This is a genomic window from Streptomyces africanus (genome assembly GCF_030816955.1).
GTDB classification, from domain to species: Bacteria; Actinomycetota; Actinomycetes; order Streptomycetales; family Streptomycetaceae; genus Streptomyces; species Streptomyces africanus.
In genome coordinates this window covers 5013953-5029734 of record NZ_JAUSYP010000001.1, presented here as the reverse complement: position 1 = coordinate 5029734, position 15782 = coordinate 5013953, and the positions used below count along the sequence as shown (strand labels likewise).

Sequence of the window (15782 nt, the reverse complement as noted above, 5' to 3'; positions counted from 1 at the left end):
GATCAGATCCCCACAGTGAAGCCGTCGGACCAGACCTGCATCTCCTGCACGATGCGGTCCCAGGCGCCGGTCAGCAGCAGCAGACCGGTCACGATCATCATGGTGCCGCCGATCCGCATCACCCAGACGTAGTGGCGCTTGATCCACCCGAAGGCGCCGAGGGCCTTGCGGAACGCGACCGCGGCAAGCACGAAGGGCACGCCCAGGCCCAGACAGTACGCGATGGTCAGTACCGCCCCGCGACCCGCGCTGCCCTGGTTCAGGGCGAGGGTCTGGACAGCGGCCAGCGTCGGGCCGATACAGGGCGTCCAGCCGATGCCGAACAGCGCGCCGAGCACGGGGGCGCCGACGAGACCGGCGGCCGGCTTCCGGTGGAAACGGAACTCGCGCTGGGTCAGCCAGGGCATCAGGCCCATGAAGAAGACGCCCATGAGGATCATGAAGACGCCCAGCACCTTGGACAGCACGCCCCGCTCCGCCTGGAGCGTCTGGCCGAAGTACCCGAAGAAGGCCCCGCCGGAGACGAAGACGGCCGTGAAGCCGAGCACGAACAGCGAGGCCCCGGCGACCATCCGGCCGCGCCGGGCCTCGGCCAGGTCGGTGCCGCTGACTCCGGTGACGTAGGAGAGGTAGCCGGGTACGAGCGGCAGCACGCAGGGCGAGAAGAAGGAGACGAGTCCGCCGAGCAGGGCGATGGGCAGGGCCACCAGCAGGGCGCCGTTGAGCACCGTGCCGTTGGGGTCCGCTACCGCGGCGAGGGTGAGCGCGCTCACGTCACTGCTCCGCTCACTTCTCGGCGACGACCGGCTTGAGCATCTTCACAAGCCGTTCCTCACTGAGGGCGGACAGCGAGCGGGCCGCGATCTTCCCGTCCCGGTCGAGGATCAGGGTGGAGGGGATGGCCTGCGGGTTGAGGGTGCCCTTGTCGAAGCGCAGCAGCAGCTTGCCGGTCGGGTCGTAGAGGCTGGGGTAGGTGATGCCCCAGTCCTTCTCGAAGGCGAGCGCCGCGCCGGTGGAGGTGTCACGGGTGTTGATGCCGACGAACTGCACGCCCTTGCCGGCGTACTCCTTGGAGACCTTCGCGAAGTACTTGGCCTCGGCGCGGCAGGGGTTGCACCAGGACCCCCACACGTTGAGGACGACGACCTTGCCCTTGTAGTCGGCGACGTCGAGGGTCTTGCCGGCGATGGTCTTGCCGGACAGGTCGGGGGCGGGGGTGCGCTCGCCCTCGGCGACCGTTGAGATGCCGTCGGTGCCGGTGACGAAGTTGGTGTTGCCGCCCCCGCCGGAGGTGCCGCCGGAGCCGCACGCGGTGACGAGCAGCGCCGCCACGGCGGCACCGGCAGTCAGGGCGGCGCGGCGACGGACCCGGGTCGAGCGGGCCGTGCGGATCGAGCGGTTCGAACGCAGGGGGGCGCGGCTGGCGGCACTCATGTGAAAAGTTTCGCATGTCCGTTCCGAGGCTCTCGCCCACCCCCCTTGCGGGCGGAAAACCGCATTTCAGGCGGCGTTCCGGGAGGGTGTCCCGGCACCCTGCGGGGCCTTCTCGACGAACCCCTTCCACCCACCGGCCGGTTGCTGCCCGACCTCCAGCGTGCGGAGCTTTTCGAGCACCTCGGGCTTCTGCACGTCCAGCCAGTCGGTGAACTGCCGGAAGGAGACGAGACGCACATCCGCGCCCTTCTCCTTCTCCCGCGCGATGTATGTGAAGGCCTCTTCCACGGCGTCCATGTAGATGCCGCCGTTCCACTGCTCGAAGTGGTTGCCTATGAAGAGAGGTGCCCGATTCGTCTCGTATGCCCGCTTGAATCCCTGGATGTACGCCTGGGCCGACTGCTGCCGCCAGCCCGGGTAGTTGTGCGCCGGGGCCTTCGTGGTGCTGATCGACTGGTTCGCCAGCATGTTGTAGTCCATGGAGAGGACCTCGAAGCCACGTCCGGGGAAAGGTATCTGCTGCAGCGGCAGGTCCCAGATCCCCTGCCGCTTCACCGGCCAGACCTGGCGGCCGCCGGGCGAGGAGGCGTCATAGCGCCAGCCCAGCTCGCGGGCGGTGGGCAGCAGGTTGTCCTGGCCGAGCAGACAGGGCGTCCGGCCGCCGACGAGCTCCTTGTCGTAGTCGAACGGCAGCGACGGCATATCGGTCCAGCCGGTGTTGGTGCGCCACTCCTTCACGAAGGACTTCGCCTGGTCGATCTCGCTGCGCCACTGCCGGGGCGTCCAGTTCTTGACCGAGCCGTAGGCCTCGCCGCAGAAGTGCCCGTTGAAGTGCGTGCCGATCTCGTGGCCCTCCAGCCAGGCCCGGCGGACGTTCTTCAGCGTCTCCTTGACGTGCTCGTCGGTGAGGTAACCGATGTCGGAGGCGCCGCGCGGGTTGTTCGGCGGGTCGTAGAGGCGCTTCTTCGACTCGGGCAGCAGATACAGCCCGGACAGGAAGAAGGTCATGCTCGCGCCGTGCTCCTTGGCGAGGTCCAGGAAGCGCGGGAAGAGGCCGTTGCCGACCTCGCCGGCGCCGTCCCAGGAGAAGACGACGAACTGCGGCGGGGTCTGGCCCGGCTCCAGCGGCTCGGGCTTGGCGGGCTGGTGGGGCTGCTTGCCGGTGTAGGCGGTGGAGCCGTCGCCGATGGGCCGGGCGGCCGGCTTCGGCTTCGACCCGCCCTGGGCGGATTCCCCGGAACCGTCGGCGTGGCTGGACTCGTCCGACCCGGTGAGTCCGCCGCACCCGGCGAGCGAGACCGCCGCCGCGGCCCCCGCGCCGATTCCGAGCATTCCCCTGCGGGAGTAAGGGCGCATTGCATCCCCGTTCATCACGTTCTCTGGTGGTCACCCAGTCAGAGGACGTGATGAACGAGGAGGTTCCGCTGATATTTGCAGATTCCGTAACGAGGCCGTCAGAAGCCAACAGAAAGGGTCTACGCGCCGAACGCCTTGGCCTTCCCCTTCACCGGCTTGGCACCGGCGAGGAGATGCGCCGGGACGAGATCGCGGGCCGGCTCGGTGTAGCCGACGGAAACGATCCTGTCGCCCCGGTACGTGAAGGTCGTCAGCGAGGCGAGCGTGCACTGCCGCTTGCGCGGGTCGTGCCAGAGCCGCCGCCGCTCGACGTACGACCGGACGATCCAGATCGGCAGCTGATGGCTGACCACGACGGCCTCGTGGCCCCGGGCCCGGTCCTTCGCGGCGCTCAGCGCGTTCATCATCCGCACGACCTGGTCGACATACGGCTCGCCCCAGGACGGCCGGAACGGATTGACCAGGTGCTTCCAGTTGCCGGGCTTGCGCAGCGCCCCGTCCCCGACGCCGAACGTCTCGCCCTGGAAGATGTTCTCGGCCTCGATCAGCCGCTCGTCGGTGGCGAGGTCGAGACCGTGCGCCTTGGCGATCGGCTCCGCCGTCTCCTGCGCCCGCTCCAGCGGCGAGGCGACGACGTACGTCACATCGCGGGACGCGAGGTGCTCGGCGACCCGGTCGGCCATGCGCCGGCCCAGCTCGGAGAGGTGGTAGCCGGGCAGCCGCCCGTAGAGGATGCCGTCCGGGTTGGCGACCTCGCCGTGCCGCATGACGTGGACGACGGTGAGGTCGCCGTTCGTGTCGTGGGTCGTCTCGTCGCTCATGCCGTGGCCTCCGCGGCGGCTCGGGCCGCCGCCGGGAGGGCGTCGGCGATCCGCTGCACGGCCCGCTCGTCGTGCGCGGTGGAGACGAACCAGGACTCGAAGGACGACGGCGGCAGGTAGACGCCGTCCGCGAGCAGCGAGTGGAAGAAGGCGGTGAAGCGGAAGGACTCCTGCGCCTTGGCGTCCTCGTAGGTGCGCACGGGCCGGTCGGTGAAGAACACGGAGAACATGTTGGAGGCGTTCTGCAGCGTGTGCGCGACGCCCTCCTTGGTCAGCGCCTCGGTGACGAGCCCCTGGATCTGCTTCGACACGGCGTTGACCTGGTCGTAGGCGGCGTCGTCGAGGAGACGCAGCTGGGCGAGCCCGGCCGCGGTGGCCACCGGGTTCCCGGACAGGGTGCCGGCCTGGTAGACGGGCCCGGCCGGAGCGAGGTGAGCCATCACGTCCGCACGCCCGCCGAAGGCCGCGGCCGGGAAGCCGCCGCCCATGACCTTGCCGAAGGTCATGAGGTCGGGCCGGACCCCGTCGATCCCGTACCACCCGGCCCGGCTGGTCCGGAACCCGGTCATGACCTCGTCGGAGATGTAGAGGGCGCCGTGCTCGGCGCACAGGTCCTTCAGCCCCTGGTTGAAGCCCTCCGCGGGCGGTACGACGCCCATGTTGCCCGGGGAGGCCTCGGTGATCACGCAGGCGATCTCGCCGGGGTGGGCGGCGAAGGCGGCGCGCACGGCGTCGAGGTCGTTGTAGGGCAGGACGACGGTGTCGCCGGCCTGGGCGCCGGTGACACCGGGGGTGTCGGGCAGGGCGAAGGTGGCGACGCCACTGCCCGCGGCGGCGAGCAGCGAGTCGACGTGCCCGTGGTAGCACCCGGCGAACTTGATCACCTTGCTGCGCTGGGTGAACCCGCGCGCGAGCCGGATCGCGGACATGGTCGCCTCGGTGCCGCTGGACACCAGCCGCACCTGCTCCAGCGGCTCGATCCGCGCGACCATCTCCTCGGCGAGCGCGACCTCGCCCTCACCGGGCGTACCGAAGGACGTACCGCGGGCGACGGCGTCCTGCACGGCGGCGATGACCTCCGGGTGCGAGTGCCCGAGGATCATGGGCCCCCAGGAACACACGAGGTCGACGTACTCCCGCCCGTCGGCATCGGTCAGATACGGCCCCTTGCCGGACACCATGAACCGCGGTGTGCCGCCGACGGCACGGAAGGCCCGCACCGGCGAGTTCACGCCACCGGGTGTGACGGCCGCCGCACGGTCGAACAGAGCCTGCGAGGCCGGTGCTTCATACGGATATGCCAGTTCGCTCATGACCTGCGACTTCTCCGACCTTCTCCGACGTCGTCGGGATCCGGGTGTGAGTGACCTGTTCAGGGTAGGACAGTGCCCGGCAACCGGTCCCCGAACCTCTGTCGTCTGCGAGACTGGGGCGTGATACACACAGCTCAAACGGCCCGGGGTGGTCGGAGGCTGCGAAGATCCCGCGGGCAGAAGCTTCACCGCACGTTTCGGCGAGCGACCGCGGGGGAGGTCACTGACACGATGATCGGGTTGCGCGGCGGGGGCGACGCGTCCTAGAAAAGCAGTCGGGTGGAGATATGCATCGCGGTGGCGGACTGGGCGAGGGGACTGATGACCTGGGTCCTCGACGTGCCCGGCGGGGAAGGCACCGGCGCGAAGCGGAGGACACGCAGGAAGCACGTCAGACGCAGGGGCTGCCGAGTGAACCGGACCGGCTCGACCGCCGTACTGAACGCCGGATGGACGATCTTCGGACGGGGAGCAGGAATGGTGGTCGGGTGGGGGTGACGTACAAGTACTTCGGCGCGCCCGACGGCGCGACCGCGGCCCGCGTCCCGATCTCGATGCGTCCCGAGGAACTCGGCGGCGACGAGCTCGGCATGAACGGCATGTTCACGAAGATCAAGCCGGAGACCATGGCGGCGATGGTCCTGACGGGCATCGAGGGCGTCCCCCTGCACAAGGTGCCGCCCCTGGAACTGGTCGTCCTGCACCCCGACTACGCGGTGGTCAAACTCCCGATGACCGTCGTCGACCCCCTGCGGGGCATCGGCGAGGAGGCGGTGGGCGCGGCGGCCTTCATCTGGTCGACGGTCCCGGACCGGGGCGGTCCTCGGGACGCGTTCAATGTGTACCAACTGCTGCATGAGTGGCAGGACTTCTCGCATCGGTTGCATGAGGCGGGGCATCAGCCTTATTGCCTTGTGTGGCCGTGAGCGCAGATTCCCGGGGTGGGGCGGAGCTTGGGGCTCCGCCCTTGTTTGTGTGACCGCTCGCCCTGCTCAGGTCAGGAACTCTGACAGCAGGCGGTTGAGTTCGGCGGGTCGCTCGGTGGGGATCGAGTGGTGGGAGGCGTCGGGCAGGGTGACGACGCTCGCCTCGGGCAGGAGTCGGCGTGCGGCGGCCGCCACCCGTGGCACGTCGTGAACCCGGCTGTGTTCGGCCAGGAGTACCAGGGCCGGGACGGTGCAGGCCCGCAACTGCTGTGCGCTCGGGCGTCGCATGGCGACGACCTTCGACCGCCGGGCGGTGGCGGTGCTGTCCAGGAACGCCCGCCACACCGGGTCCTCGGGGGTGCGGCCGGTCTCCCAGCGGTGGAAGGCCCGCACGCGCTGCACGGTGGGCTTCAGCAGCATCGGCAGCCCGTGCATGAGGTACCGGGCACTCATGCCGGCAAAGCAGTTGGCCGGGTCGAGCAGCGCGAGTCTGCCGAGCCGGTGGGGCGCGTGCAGCGCGTAGTTCAGGGCGATCCAGGCGCCGTAGGAGTGGCCGCACAGGTGTGCCCCGTCCAGGTCCAGCTTGTCGAAGAGCGTGTCGAGCCATGCCACCAGGTCGCCGGCGCCGCGCAGGGGCGCCCCGTCGTGCACGCTGCGGCCGATGTCGCCCATCAGGTCGACGGCGTACACCCGATGGGCGCGGGCCAGGGCTCCGACGGTGGCGAACCAGACCACCGAGGTCGCTCCGCCGCCGGGCAGGAGCACGATCGGAGCGCCGCCCTCAGGGCCGCAGATCTGGACCCGGGTGCTGCCGTAGGGGGACGGCACGTCAACGCTGCGGACCTCGACGGGCCACTGCCGCAGGACGGCGTCGTACGCCGCGAAGAAGACCGCCTCGTCAGCCATGGTCCATACCCCCGCCTATGATTACTCGGTCATCGATAATCTCGACTGTCGAGATATTACGGGAGTGAAAGCGTGGACGACCAGGATCCCGGCCTTCAACTGGTCCATCTGCTGCGGGCCGTCACGGTGGAACTGGACCTTCTCGCTGCCGATTTCGCCGGCCGCGAGGGGCTTCATGCCACGGATGTGCGCGCGCTGATCCACCTGCTGGACGCCGGCCGGGAGGGCGTGCGGGCCACCCCTGGATGGCTCGGAGCGCAGCTGGGGGTGAACTCGGCATCGACCACTGCCGTGGTCGACCGGCTGGAGCGGCTGGGGCTCGTGCGCCGGGAACGGGACACCCGCGACCGCCGGCGGGTGCTGCTGGTCGTCCAGGACGAGGCCGTCACCCTGGGCTGGTCGTTCTTCGGGCCGCTGATCCACGAGATGGTCGCCGAGATGCGGTCCTTCGAGGAGCAGGAGCTGGCCACGGTCCGGCGCTTTCTGCTGACCATGCGCGATGTCGCCACCGCACGGCGACGGGCCCAACGGGACGGCTCCGTTGGGCGGTGAACACGGGGCCGCACGTGCCGGGCACCTCGTCGGTCGATCGAGCACGCCTGGCGACTTCGGGGAACCCCGAGTCAGCCGGGGAGGGCCGCAACGCGGACGCTGTGTCGAGGGTCGTGGGCGAGGATCTCCAGGATCTCTGTGGCCAATTCGGATGCTTCCGGATCAGCCTGGGCCGCCGCTTCCGCCAGTGTCCGCCGGACCCGGTACTCGCTGTCCTTCGCCAGACGCACGGCCGTATCCCGGTAACGGGCCGGGTGCCGTAGGCACAGCACCGCGCTGGCCTGGCGGACACCGACATGGCCGTGCGTCCCCATGAGGTTGGCGTCGACGTCGGCAGCTACGTCCCTCGCAAGCCGGGTCATGGTGACTGCGGCGGCATGAAGATCGGCGCGATCCCCGCTGGACAGCAGGCCGACCGCTTGGTCGCGGACCCATGCATGAGCTTCCGGGGTAGTAGCCGACGCGGCGGCCAGAAGCAGCGCTTCTCCCCGCAGTGACGCGGATCCCATGGAGATCTTGACGGAGCTGAGTGGGTGTGGCGTACCGGTCGCTTCGTCGTCCAGGTAGCTGCCGTCCTGCTGTCCGAGTACGAAGCCCTGCGCTTTGTCGAACACCTGCCGTTGCAGGTCGGCAGGCAGGTCGACCACCAGATTGCGGATCCCGATGAGGGCGTCTCGCCTGGTCGTGGCCACTTCACGGCCGTCGCTTGCGATAGCCATGAGCTTGTCGAGACACACGGTACGGACCTGAGCATCGAGGCAGCCGAGCAGATAGGAATCAGGAACCAGTCTCGTGCCGAACTCGGCGCGGCCGGGTTCGGGGTCAGGACGTTGGAGGATACGGTCCCGTGCCTGCTCCGCCCGCTTCCGCACGGCGTCATGCCCAGGATCGACCAAGGATCGCGCGACGTCAGCCAGGTACAGCCCACTGTCGTCCAGACGACCTACTCGGGTGCGCAGTTCGTTCAAGTCGCCCTCGGACAATGCATCACCGGCGGCAGATCGACTGACGGGTGGTACGCCCTCCTTTCGCGCTGCCAGCAGACTGACCACCTCGTCGTCCACGACCAGTTCCAGTGCCTTGTCCGCCCCGCCTTCCGCCAGGTCGAAGAGCCTTGTCAACGCCGTCATCACGGCGTCCGGATGGGCTTTGGCGATGGCGACGCAGGCGGTCGCATGGAAGTCGTCGGAATGACGGTACTGATGGGGCTCACGTGGCACATCGGGAGCCAGAAGGGCCAGGAGGGCCAGGGCCTGTTCGGGTGTTCCTCGCGCCGCGAGAACGCAGGCGCTGCGGGTGACCTGGTGGGTGAGGTTGTGAAAGGGAGAGTCCACCAGCTCACCCGCTCTGCCGCGCTCGGCCAGTACCGTCAATGTGCCCAGCAGGGTGCCGGCGGTCTCGTCATCGATCAGGTCCGCCTGTGCCTCGACGAGCGCCGCGCGAGCCTGCAGCATCCACCAGGGTGCACCGGTGAAGGGCCCCAGCGGGAGCTTGAGGTCGCCCACGGTGGTGGCGAGTTCCCTGAGCTTCTTGGCTCTGCCCGCGCGCTGGTAGTACCGGGCAGCCAGCTTCGGCTCGCGGCTGTCGCGGTAGAGGTCTCCCAGGAACTCCAGTGCCTCGAATTCGCCCGCCCAGTTTCCGGTGATGACCGTGTCGGTCAGCCAGCGACGGGCGGACAGGGCCGCCTCGACGGGCTTGTCCCTCACCTTGGCGGACAAGGCGTGCTCACGGAAGGAGCGCATACGGTCCAGCAGGCGTCCCGTCCCCGTCGCGCGGAGGGCCTGTGCCAGCCGGTGCTCGTCATCGAGGTCCGAAGTGAACGGTCCGTACTGCGCGTTCACGGCACGGACGGCATAGAGCCAGTCGGCGGCGTCCTCCGCCATCCCCGCGTGGATGGCGTCATAGACCGCATCACGCCAGCTCTCCAGGGCCTCTTCGGCCAGCCCTTCAAGGGCACACCGCCGGCCCTCACGCGCGTTGATCAAGGCCGCGTGCCGACCGGACACGAGGTGACGTCGGGCAAGTCGCTTGAGTTCCTTGCGCTCGGCGGCGGCATACTCGGCCCGCACCAAACGCAACCGGATGACAGCGTCCTCGGTGACTCGAGCGATCGGCTGCGCGTCGGCGTGAGCGACCGCGGCGCTGACGAGTGCGTCCAAAGCCGGCAATCGGCCCGGGTCCGAGGCCAGCAGATGCTCGGCGAGCAGGAGCACCAGCAGCGGCTGGTAGGCGGGCTCCTCCGCCGAGGGTTGCTCCAGGGCCGTCTTCAAGGCATCGAAGGTGCCGAGCGGATGGAGAACGCTTCGGACAGCAGCGCGAACCAGGTGGGCGTGCCGCTGTGTGCCTGCTGACTGCTCCGTCCCGCTGGCCACCGCTTGAGCAGCCAGTTTCTCGATACGGTGCATGAGACTCTTCGGCTCGTCGCGCTCTCCGAAGTGGAGAGCCGTGACCGCGAGATGCGCCGCGAGGTCGATCGCCTGATCAATGAGCCGGGCTTCTTCCAGGGCGTCAAGCTGTTTACCCCGCATGGTCACGGCGTGTCCGCGGAAACCCGCGTCGTGAAGCCGGTTCGCCAGCTCCCCGTACAGACGGGCGGACTCCTCGGGTGCTGTCGATCGCTGGGCATCCGCCTGCCGGAGGATCGGTGCCACGTCGTTCGTCTTCAACGGGCCGACGAGGATCCGCTCCGCCTGCTCCTGCCGGTCGGGCAGCGGTACGGGGACCCCCGGCAGGGGTGCCCCCGTGCAGAAGGTCTCCGCCGTCTCGCGGGTCCAGAACCGGGCGACCACGTCACCCTGGGAGCGCAGGAAGTCATTGATCTGCTCGGAGCCCCACAGGTCCAAGTCCAGGTCGGGGTGCGCGTTCTGAAGCCTGGCAAGCTCGTCGGCCACCTGTGTGGCCTGCGTGGAAGCCGAGGTGGCGATGATCAGACGGTGCGCATCGAACGGGCGCCGACCGGTCGTGAAGACGTCCACGGCTGCCCGCAGGTCACCGGCCGTGAAGGCGAGATAGTCCTTGCATTGGATGACGGTGTAGCTGCCGTCCGGCTCTCGACCGGCGAGGTCGATGCCGTACTGCGCCTGTCCCTGAACACCGTAGCGGCGAAACTTGACGTCCCTCAGGCCCCGTACCCTGCGCGACACCGCCAGGACGAGCTTCTCGAAACGATCCCAGCCGATACGCAGATCAAGATCCTCACCCGGTGGGACGTTTCCCGGGGCGCCAGGTTCGGGGGATGCGCTGAGGTTGGGGTCCTTGACGGACGACGCCCAGGGCCCTTCCCCACCTGCGGAAGCGGTGATCGGCGAAGCGTTTTCAGGCACGTCCTCAGTGTCACATCACCGGCGCAGGCCGATCATTCCCTCATAAGCAATTCAGTCATATGTGCCAACTTGCGGAGATTCTCTCTCCAGTGCGTTGAGCCGTGGTAGATGTCGACCAGGGTCGGAGAGGACCGAGACTCCGGATCACTGGCAGGGGGAGCGATGGCAGAGGTGACAGCGACACTCATGGGCGTATCGGAACTGGCGGTACTGCGCACGCTGGAGCGAGCGGGCAGGAGACTGCTCGGGCGGCCGGACCGAAGCCGGCTCAACGACGTTCCGCCGTGGGAGCTGCACACCCACCTGCCGGTCAACCCCGACAAGGTGGACCGGGCCATGACGGGCGTATGGGAACTGCCCAGAGCGGCAGGGCTTCCGGACGCCCTCATCGCATCGCTGGACGGCTACGCGCGAACCCTGCTCCTCACCGGGCGCCCCTTCGACCGGGACGATCTCCGTTCCTGCCTGGCCCGGACCCCGCAGCATCGGCTGCCCTGGGAAGCGAGGAGCGAGTAACACCCGGCCCGGCCACAGGACGCTGGAAGATGCCGGCCTGCCGTACGGGCGGGATGAGGCGGCCCCCGGAAGGGCAGTACGTGTACTGGACCGGGCAACTCCCGTGCTCCACCGCCGACCTGGGGGGAATGTCATGCGCGATCTCACGGACTCGATCGAATCGGTGGAACAGCTCGCCACGGTGTGGCGGGTCATGGTGCTCGACCGGGATCCGCAGGCGGACGTCCGCGATCTGCCCGGGATCGCCGTCCGCTGGGCCGACTGCCGGTTCGCCTTCTGGAACTGCGTCACGCTGACCGAACCCGGCACCACCGCCGGGCTGCTGAAGCAGCGGCTGGACGAGGTCGCGGAGATCATGCGGGCGAAGAAGCGCCCCGGTTTTCTGTGGGTCTTCGAGGATCTGCTGGACGAGGAGGCGCGTGCGGGGCTCGGGGGCGCCGCCGAGCGAGCCGGGCTCGTGCACGCCTTCGCCGGGACGGGCATGGCGGGGGATCTGCCGCCACTGCCCGAACCCGCCCACCCCGACCTGACGTTCGTCCGCGTGACCACGGACGATCAGCTGCGCGCCTTCGCCGACATCAACGCGCGCGCCTACGGCTTCCCGTTGGAGGACGGCCGTGACGGTCTGGGCCGCTCCTCGCTGTGGAAGAGCCAGGTGTACGCCTACCTGGGCGTGCGCGCCGACGGCACCCCCGTGACCTGCGCCGCCACCGTCGAGGCCGACGGCCGCCTCTTCGTGCTGCTCGTCGCGACCGACCCGGAGTGGGAGCGCCGCGGATACGGGGAGGCGGTGACGAGGAAGGCCCTGTGCGAGGGCGGCCGGGCCACCGGACTGACCCGGGCGACCCTGCACGCCACCGCCGCCGGAGCGCCCGTCTATCCGCGCATCGGTTTCGAGGCGAACTCCCCGATGCGGTTCTTCGCCCTCAAGGATTGATCAGCCGGTTCTTCCGAGGGGGCGCACGTCACTCGCGCACCTGCTCGCCGCCCCGCTCCCCCTCGTCCCAGGCCCTGGCCACCGGCGCGGTCGTGGCCCGCGGGATCACATACGTCGGCAGTACGACATGCCGCTCCTGGGCCGCCCCGGAGTCGTCGATGAGCTTCAGCGCCAGCTCCCCGGCCTCTCGCCCCATGTCCGACGGCGACTGGGCGACCGTGGACAGGTCGAACCAGTCGGCCAGCGGCTGGTCGTCGAAGCCGAGGACGGAGATCCGCTCGGGTACGGCGATCTGCGTCTTGCGCAGGTTCCAGATGAGGGCGACAGCGACCTCGTCCTGCTCGGCGAAGACGGCGGTGGGCGGCTCGCGCAGGCTCAGCAGCATGCCGAGCACCTCGGCGGCGGCGCGCTTGTCGCCGACCCGCGTGGACACCACCAGGTCGTCGTCGAGCGGGACCCCCGCCTCGGTGAGCGCCTGCTGGTAGCCCAGCAGCCGTTCGTTGGAGCTGAAGGAGAAACCGCTCGCGCCCGCCGTCTGGACGAAGGCGATCCGGCGGTGGCCGAGGTTGAGCAGGTGCCGGGTGCCGTGCAGGGCGCCGGCCACGTCGTCGACGTAGATGCTCGGGCGTCCTTCGACGTGCTGGCTGACGTAGATCACCGGCATGCCGAGGTCGTCCAGCCGCGCGGTCTCCTCGTCGGTGAGGTCGAAGGAGAACACCAGGAGCGCGTCGGCGTTGCGGCGGGCCGGGAGGTGCTCGAAGAACGCGGTGCGCTCGGCCAGGTCGGGGATCTCGTAGACGTTCAGCTGCAGCCCGGCGGCCCGCAGCAGCGGGGCCAGGCTGGACAGGGCGGCTCCCATGAACCAGGAGTTGAGCGTCGGGACCAGCACCGCCACCGTCCCGGTCCGGCCCGTGACAAGGCTCGCGGCCTGTCGGGACACGGCGAAGTTCAGCTCGCGTGCGGCCTTCTCGACGCGGGCCCGCACCTCCGGCGAGACCGTGGTCAGGCCGCGCAGCGTGCGCGAGACGGTAGAGGTGGAGACCCCGGCCCGTTCGGCGACGTCGGCCATCGTGGGGTGCCGTTGAGCGGGAGGCATGAGCGGACGCTAGCACAGGGATTCGCTCTCCGGACCAGGAATGTGACAGCGCTTTCACAGAGATACACCCCGAGGCGGGCAGCGATTACTCCCACGTAACGCATTGTCTTCGGCACAGCCCGCCCCTGTCTTGCAAGCGCTATCCCGACGGGCTCGGAGACACCGGGCTTCTTCTCACCGCTTGCGGCAGCGGCTCCGGGCACCCCGCCTCCATGCCGGAGCTCTACCGCACGGCCCTGCGCCTCCGCCGCCGGGCTTCCTGCGCCTGGTCAACCTCTCGACGGAGCCAGGCGGTGTGGCTGGCGGTGTAGGAAGGTGCCGGACAGGGGCAGACTCCGTGGCACCCGGAACTCGTAGGCGCGGAGCCGGCCCGGGTCACTCCAGCCCCCCGCCCACCGTGAACCCGATCACCGTCCCGCCCCCGTCCCGGCGGAACGCGAACGGCGCTCCCCCGTGGGCGAGTGCCACCTCGCGGACGATGGACAGGCCGAGGCCCGAGCCCGGCAGGGAGCGGGCGTCGGCGGCGCGGTAGAAGCGGTCGAAGACGCGGTCGAGGTCCTGGTCGGCGATGCCGGGGCCGCGGTCGAGGACCTCGACGCGGATCGTGCCCGGCCGGGCGGGCCCGGCGACGACGATCTCGATGGGGGCCGTGCCGCCCTGGTCGAACTTCACCGCGTTCTCGACGAGGTTGGACAGCGCCCGGGTCAGCATCCCGGGCCGCCCGTCGGTGGTGGTGTCGCCGCTCGCGCGGAGCAGGATCCGCCGGCCGCTGCGACGCCGGGCGAGGCCCGCCACCTCCTCCGCGATGTCGGCGACGTCCACCCGCCGCGGCGGCTCGGTGTCCGACTGCCCGGCCGCGAGATCGACGAGCTCGTTGACCAGGTCGGTCAGCTCGCGGGCCTCCTGGCCCAGATCGGCGACCAGTTCCTCGCGGGCCTCGGGCGGGAGTTCGTCGATCCGGCGGAGCAGGGAGATGTTCGTCCGCAGGGAGGTCAGCGGCGTACGGAGCTCATGGCCCGCGTCCTGGACCAGACGGCGCTGGTCCTCCTCGGACTGCGCGAGCCGCCCCAGCATGCGGTCGAACGCCCGGCCCAGCCGGCCCACCTCGTCGTGCCCGGCGACGGGCACCTCGATGCCGAGCCGGCGCGTGCGGGCGACGTCCTCGGCGGCGTCGGTGAGGACGACCAGGCGGCGCGTGATCCGCCGGGCCAGCCACCAGCCGAACAGGCCGGCGGCGATCACCACGGCGGCCATCAGCAGCAGCGTCCGCCGCTGCAGCGCCCGCAGCAGGTCCTCGACGTCGCTGAACTCCTGCGCGACCTGCACCGCGCCCCGGCCGCCGCCGAGGGAGACGGTCGCGACGCGGTAGACGTCGTTGCCCACGTCGACGTCCTTGTGCTCGGCGACCCGCCCGGACGTCGCGGCCCCGGCGATCCGCACGTCGGCGCCGGTGACCGGCAGTCCCGGGCTGCCCGGGTCGGCGACATGGCCGTCCGGGCCGAGCACCTGCACATCGGTGCGGGCGGGCCGGACGAGGTCGTGGCCCGGCGCGGCGGACGAGAAGTCGCCGGGCGTCATGTGGTTCTGCCGCACCTCGTCACGCAGGTCCTGCACGACCTCGTCGAACACGGTCTGCTGGTCCACCCGCACCAGCCGGGCCGCCGCGCTGTACGACAGGATGCCGACCAGGATCGTCACGGCCGCCGTCACCGCCGCGAACGACACGGCGAACGTGGTGCGCAGCGAGACCAGCTTCGGCCGCCGCCCGCTGAAGCGCCGGCGGAGGCGGCCCACTCAGTCCTCCCGCAGCACGTAACCCACGCCGCGCACCGTGTGGATCAGCTGCGGCGCGTCCGGCTCGTCGAGCTTGCGCCGCAGATAGCCGACGTAGACGGCGAGGTTCTTCGAGCCGGGGCCGAAGTCGTAGCCCCAGATACGGTCGTAGATCGTCGAGTGGTCGAGGACGATGCCCGCGTTGCGCACCAGCAGCTCCAGCAGTTCGAACTCGGTGCGGGTCAGCTCCAGCTCGCGGGCGCCCCGCCAGGCCCGGCGCGCCTGTGGGTCCATGCGGATGCCGGCCGCCTCGATGAACCGCTCGGGGACCGGCCGGGGCGTCTCGGCCGCGGGTGCGCCGACGACGCTCACCGGGCTGGTGCGGCGCAGCAGGGCGCGCAGCCGGGCGAAGACCTCCTCCACGTCGAAGGGCTTCACCACGTAGTCGTCGGCGCCCGCGTCCAGGCCGGCGATCCGGTCTGCGGTCTCCACGAGCGCGGTCAGCATCAGGATCGGCGTCCGGTCGCCCTCGGCGCGCAGCACACGGCACACCTGGAGCCCGTCGATGCCGGGCATCATCACGTCCAGGACGAGGACGTCCGGACGGTTGCGGTGGGCCTGCGCCAGTGCCTCGACACCGTCGGCGACCGCCATGACCTGGTACCCCTCCAGGGTCAGGGCGCGCTCCAGGGCGTTGCGGATGGCGCGGTCGTCTTCGGCGAGCAGCACTGTTTGGGACACGCGTCCAGTGTGCCCCGCCGCCGGGTCTGCGGGAGGGGATGAGCTGCGCCGGAGCGTCCTTCTTACTGCCCTCTCACCGGGGGTCACG

14 protein-coding genes are annotated in these 15782 nt (G+C 70.0%); 4 read left to right on the top strand and 10 right to left on the bottom strand.

Features of this window, described 5'->3' with window-relative positions:
• Nucleotides 1-2: 2 nt before the first annotated feature.
• The 5 genes from QF034_RS23415 to hemL all read right to left on the bottom strand — a co-directional run bounded on the left by QF034_RS23415 (nt 3) and on the right by hemL (nt 4924).
• Nucleotides 3-773, bottom strand: coding sequence for a cytochrome c biogenesis CcdA family protein (locus QF034_RS23415; RefSeq protein ID WP_086563960.1), 771 nt, complete (start codon nt 771-773; stop codon nt 3-5).
• Nucleotides 774-786: 13 nt separating this feature from the next.
• Nucleotides 787-1434 carry a TlpA family protein disulfide reductase gene (locus QF034_RS23410; protein WP_307176803.1) on the bottom strand — a complete coding sequence of 216 codons (648 nt, stop codon included), beginning with the start codon at nt 1432-1434 and terminating at the stop codon, nt 787-789.
• Between the two features lie 66 nt (nt 1435-1500).
• Nucleotides 1501-2790: a polysaccharide deacetylase family protein gene (locus tag QF034_RS23405; RefSeq protein ID WP_307176802.1), complete on the bottom strand. Its 1290-nt coding sequence runs from the start codon at nt 2788-2790 to the stop codon at nt 1501-1503.
• A gap of 119 nt (nt 2791-2909) precedes the next feature.
• Nucleotides 2910-3611, bottom strand: a complete 702-nt coding sequence (locus tag QF034_RS23400; RefSeq protein ID WP_307176801.1) for a histidine phosphatase family protein — start codon at nt 3609-3611, stop codon at nt 2910-2912.
• Entirely contained in the window at nt 3608-4924 is a 1317-nt protein-coding gene (hemL, locus tag QF034_RS23395; RefSeq protein WP_307176800.1) for a glutamate-1-semialdehyde 2,1-aminomutase, read from the bottom strand. Before hemL ends, QF034_RS23400 begins: the two co-directional genes overlap by 4 nt.
• A 488-nt stretch (nt 4925-5412) precedes the next feature.
• Between hemL and QF034_RS23390 the strand changes: the two genes are divergently transcribed.
• Nucleotides 5413-5850: a hypothetical protein gene (locus QF034_RS23390; RefSeq protein ID WP_003974483.1), complete on the top strand. Its 438-nt coding sequence runs from the start codon at nt 5413-5415 to the stop codon at nt 5848-5850.
• A gap of 66 nt (nt 5851-5916) precedes the next feature.
• Here the strand turns inward: QF034_RS23390 and QF034_RS23385 are convergent, their stop codons facing one another.
• On the bottom strand, nt 5917-6756 hold the full coding sequence (locus QF034_RS23385; RefSeq protein WP_307176799.1) for an alpha/beta fold hydrolase: 840 nt from the start codon (nt 6754-6756) through the stop codon (nt 5917-5919).
• Between the two features lie 72 nt (nt 6757-6828).
• On the opposite strand from QF034_RS23385, the gene QF034_RS23380 reads away from it, so the two are divergent.
• Nucleotides 6829-7308, top strand: a complete 480-nt coding sequence (locus QF034_RS23380) for a MarR family transcriptional regulator (protein WP_307176798.1) — start codon at nt 6829-6831, stop codon at nt 7306-7308.
• Between the two features lie 71 nt (nt 7309-7379).
• On the opposite strand, the gene QF034_RS23375 is transcribed toward QF034_RS23380, so the two are convergent.
• The gene (locus QF034_RS23375; protein WP_307176797.1) at nt 7380-10631 is read right to left on the bottom strand and encodes a PDDEXK family nuclease; all 3252 of its coding nucleotides are present in this window, start codon (nt 10629-10631) and stop codon (nt 7380-7382) included.
• Nucleotides 10632-10802: 171 nt separating this feature from the next.
• Here QF034_RS23375 and QF034_RS23370 point away from each other — a divergent pair, with 171 nt between their 5' ends.
• Both QF034_RS23370 and QF034_RS23365 read left to right on the top strand, forming a co-directional pair.
• Nucleotides 10803-11147 (top strand): hypothetical protein, encoded by a 345-nt coding sequence (locus QF034_RS23370; RefSeq protein WP_307176796.1) that lies wholly within the window; start codon nt 10803-10805, stop codon nt 11145-11147.
• A 133-nt stretch (nt 11148-11280) separates the two neighbouring features.
• A complete protein-coding gene (locus QF034_RS23365; RefSeq protein WP_307176795.1) occupies nt 11281-12084 on the top strand; it encodes a GNAT family N-acetyltransferase in 804 nt (267 codons plus the stop codon).
• 28 nt (nt 12085-12112) lie between these two features.
• Here the strand turns inward: QF034_RS23365 and QF034_RS23360 are convergent, their stop codons facing one another.
• The 3 genes from QF034_RS23360 to QF034_RS23350 all read right to left on the bottom strand — a co-directional run bounded on the left by QF034_RS23360 (nt 12113) and on the right by QF034_RS23350 (nt 15694).
• Nucleotides 12113-13153, bottom strand: a complete 1041-nt coding sequence (locus QF034_RS23360) for a LacI family DNA-binding transcriptional regulator (RefSeq protein WP_307179956.1) — start codon at nt 13151-13153, stop codon at nt 12113-12115.
• A 402-nt stretch (nt 13154-13555) separates the two neighbouring features.
• A complete protein-coding gene (locus QF034_RS23355) occupies nt 13556-14974 on the bottom strand; it encodes a HAMP domain-containing sensor histidine kinase (protein ID WP_307176794.1) in 1419 nt (472 codons plus the stop codon).
• On the bottom strand, nt 14975-15694 hold the full coding sequence (locus tag QF034_RS23350) for a response regulator transcription factor (protein ID WP_307176793.1): 720 nt from the start codon (nt 15692-15694) through the stop codon (nt 14975-14977).
• Between the last annotated feature and the right edge of the window lie 88 nt (nt 15695-15782).

What these genes read in the sequence shown, in the direction of transcription:
- QF034_RS23410 (WP_307176803.1), bottom strand. Translation starts at nt 1,434, where the DNA reads ATGAGTGCCGCCAGCCGCGCCCCCCTGCGTTCGAACCGCTCGATCCGC.
- QF034_RS23405 (WP_307176802.1), bottom strand. Translation starts at nt 2,790, where the DNA reads ATGCGCCCTTACTCCCGCAGGGGAATGCTCGGAATCGGCGCGGGGGCC.
- QF034_RS23400 (WP_307176801.1), bottom strand. Translation starts at nt 3,611, where the DNA reads ATGAGCGACGAGACGACCCACGACACGAACGGCGACCTCACCGTCGTC.
- hemL (WP_307176800.1), bottom strand. Translation starts at nt 4,924, where the DNA reads ATGAGCGAACTGGCATATCCGTATGAAGCACCGGCCTCGCAGGCTCTG.
- QF034_RS23385 (WP_307176799.1), bottom strand. Translation starts at nt 6,756, where the DNA reads ATGGCTGACGAGGCGGTCTTCTTCGCGGCGTACGACGCCGTCCTGCGG.
- QF034_RS23365 (WP_307176795.1), top strand. Translation starts at nt 11,281, where the DNA reads ATGCGCGATCTCACGGACTCGATCGAATCGGTGGAACAGCTCGCCACG.
- QF034_RS23360 (WP_307179956.1), bottom strand. Translation starts at nt 13,153, where the DNA reads ATGGCCGACGTCGCCGAACGGGCCGGGGTCTCCACCTCTACCGTCTCG.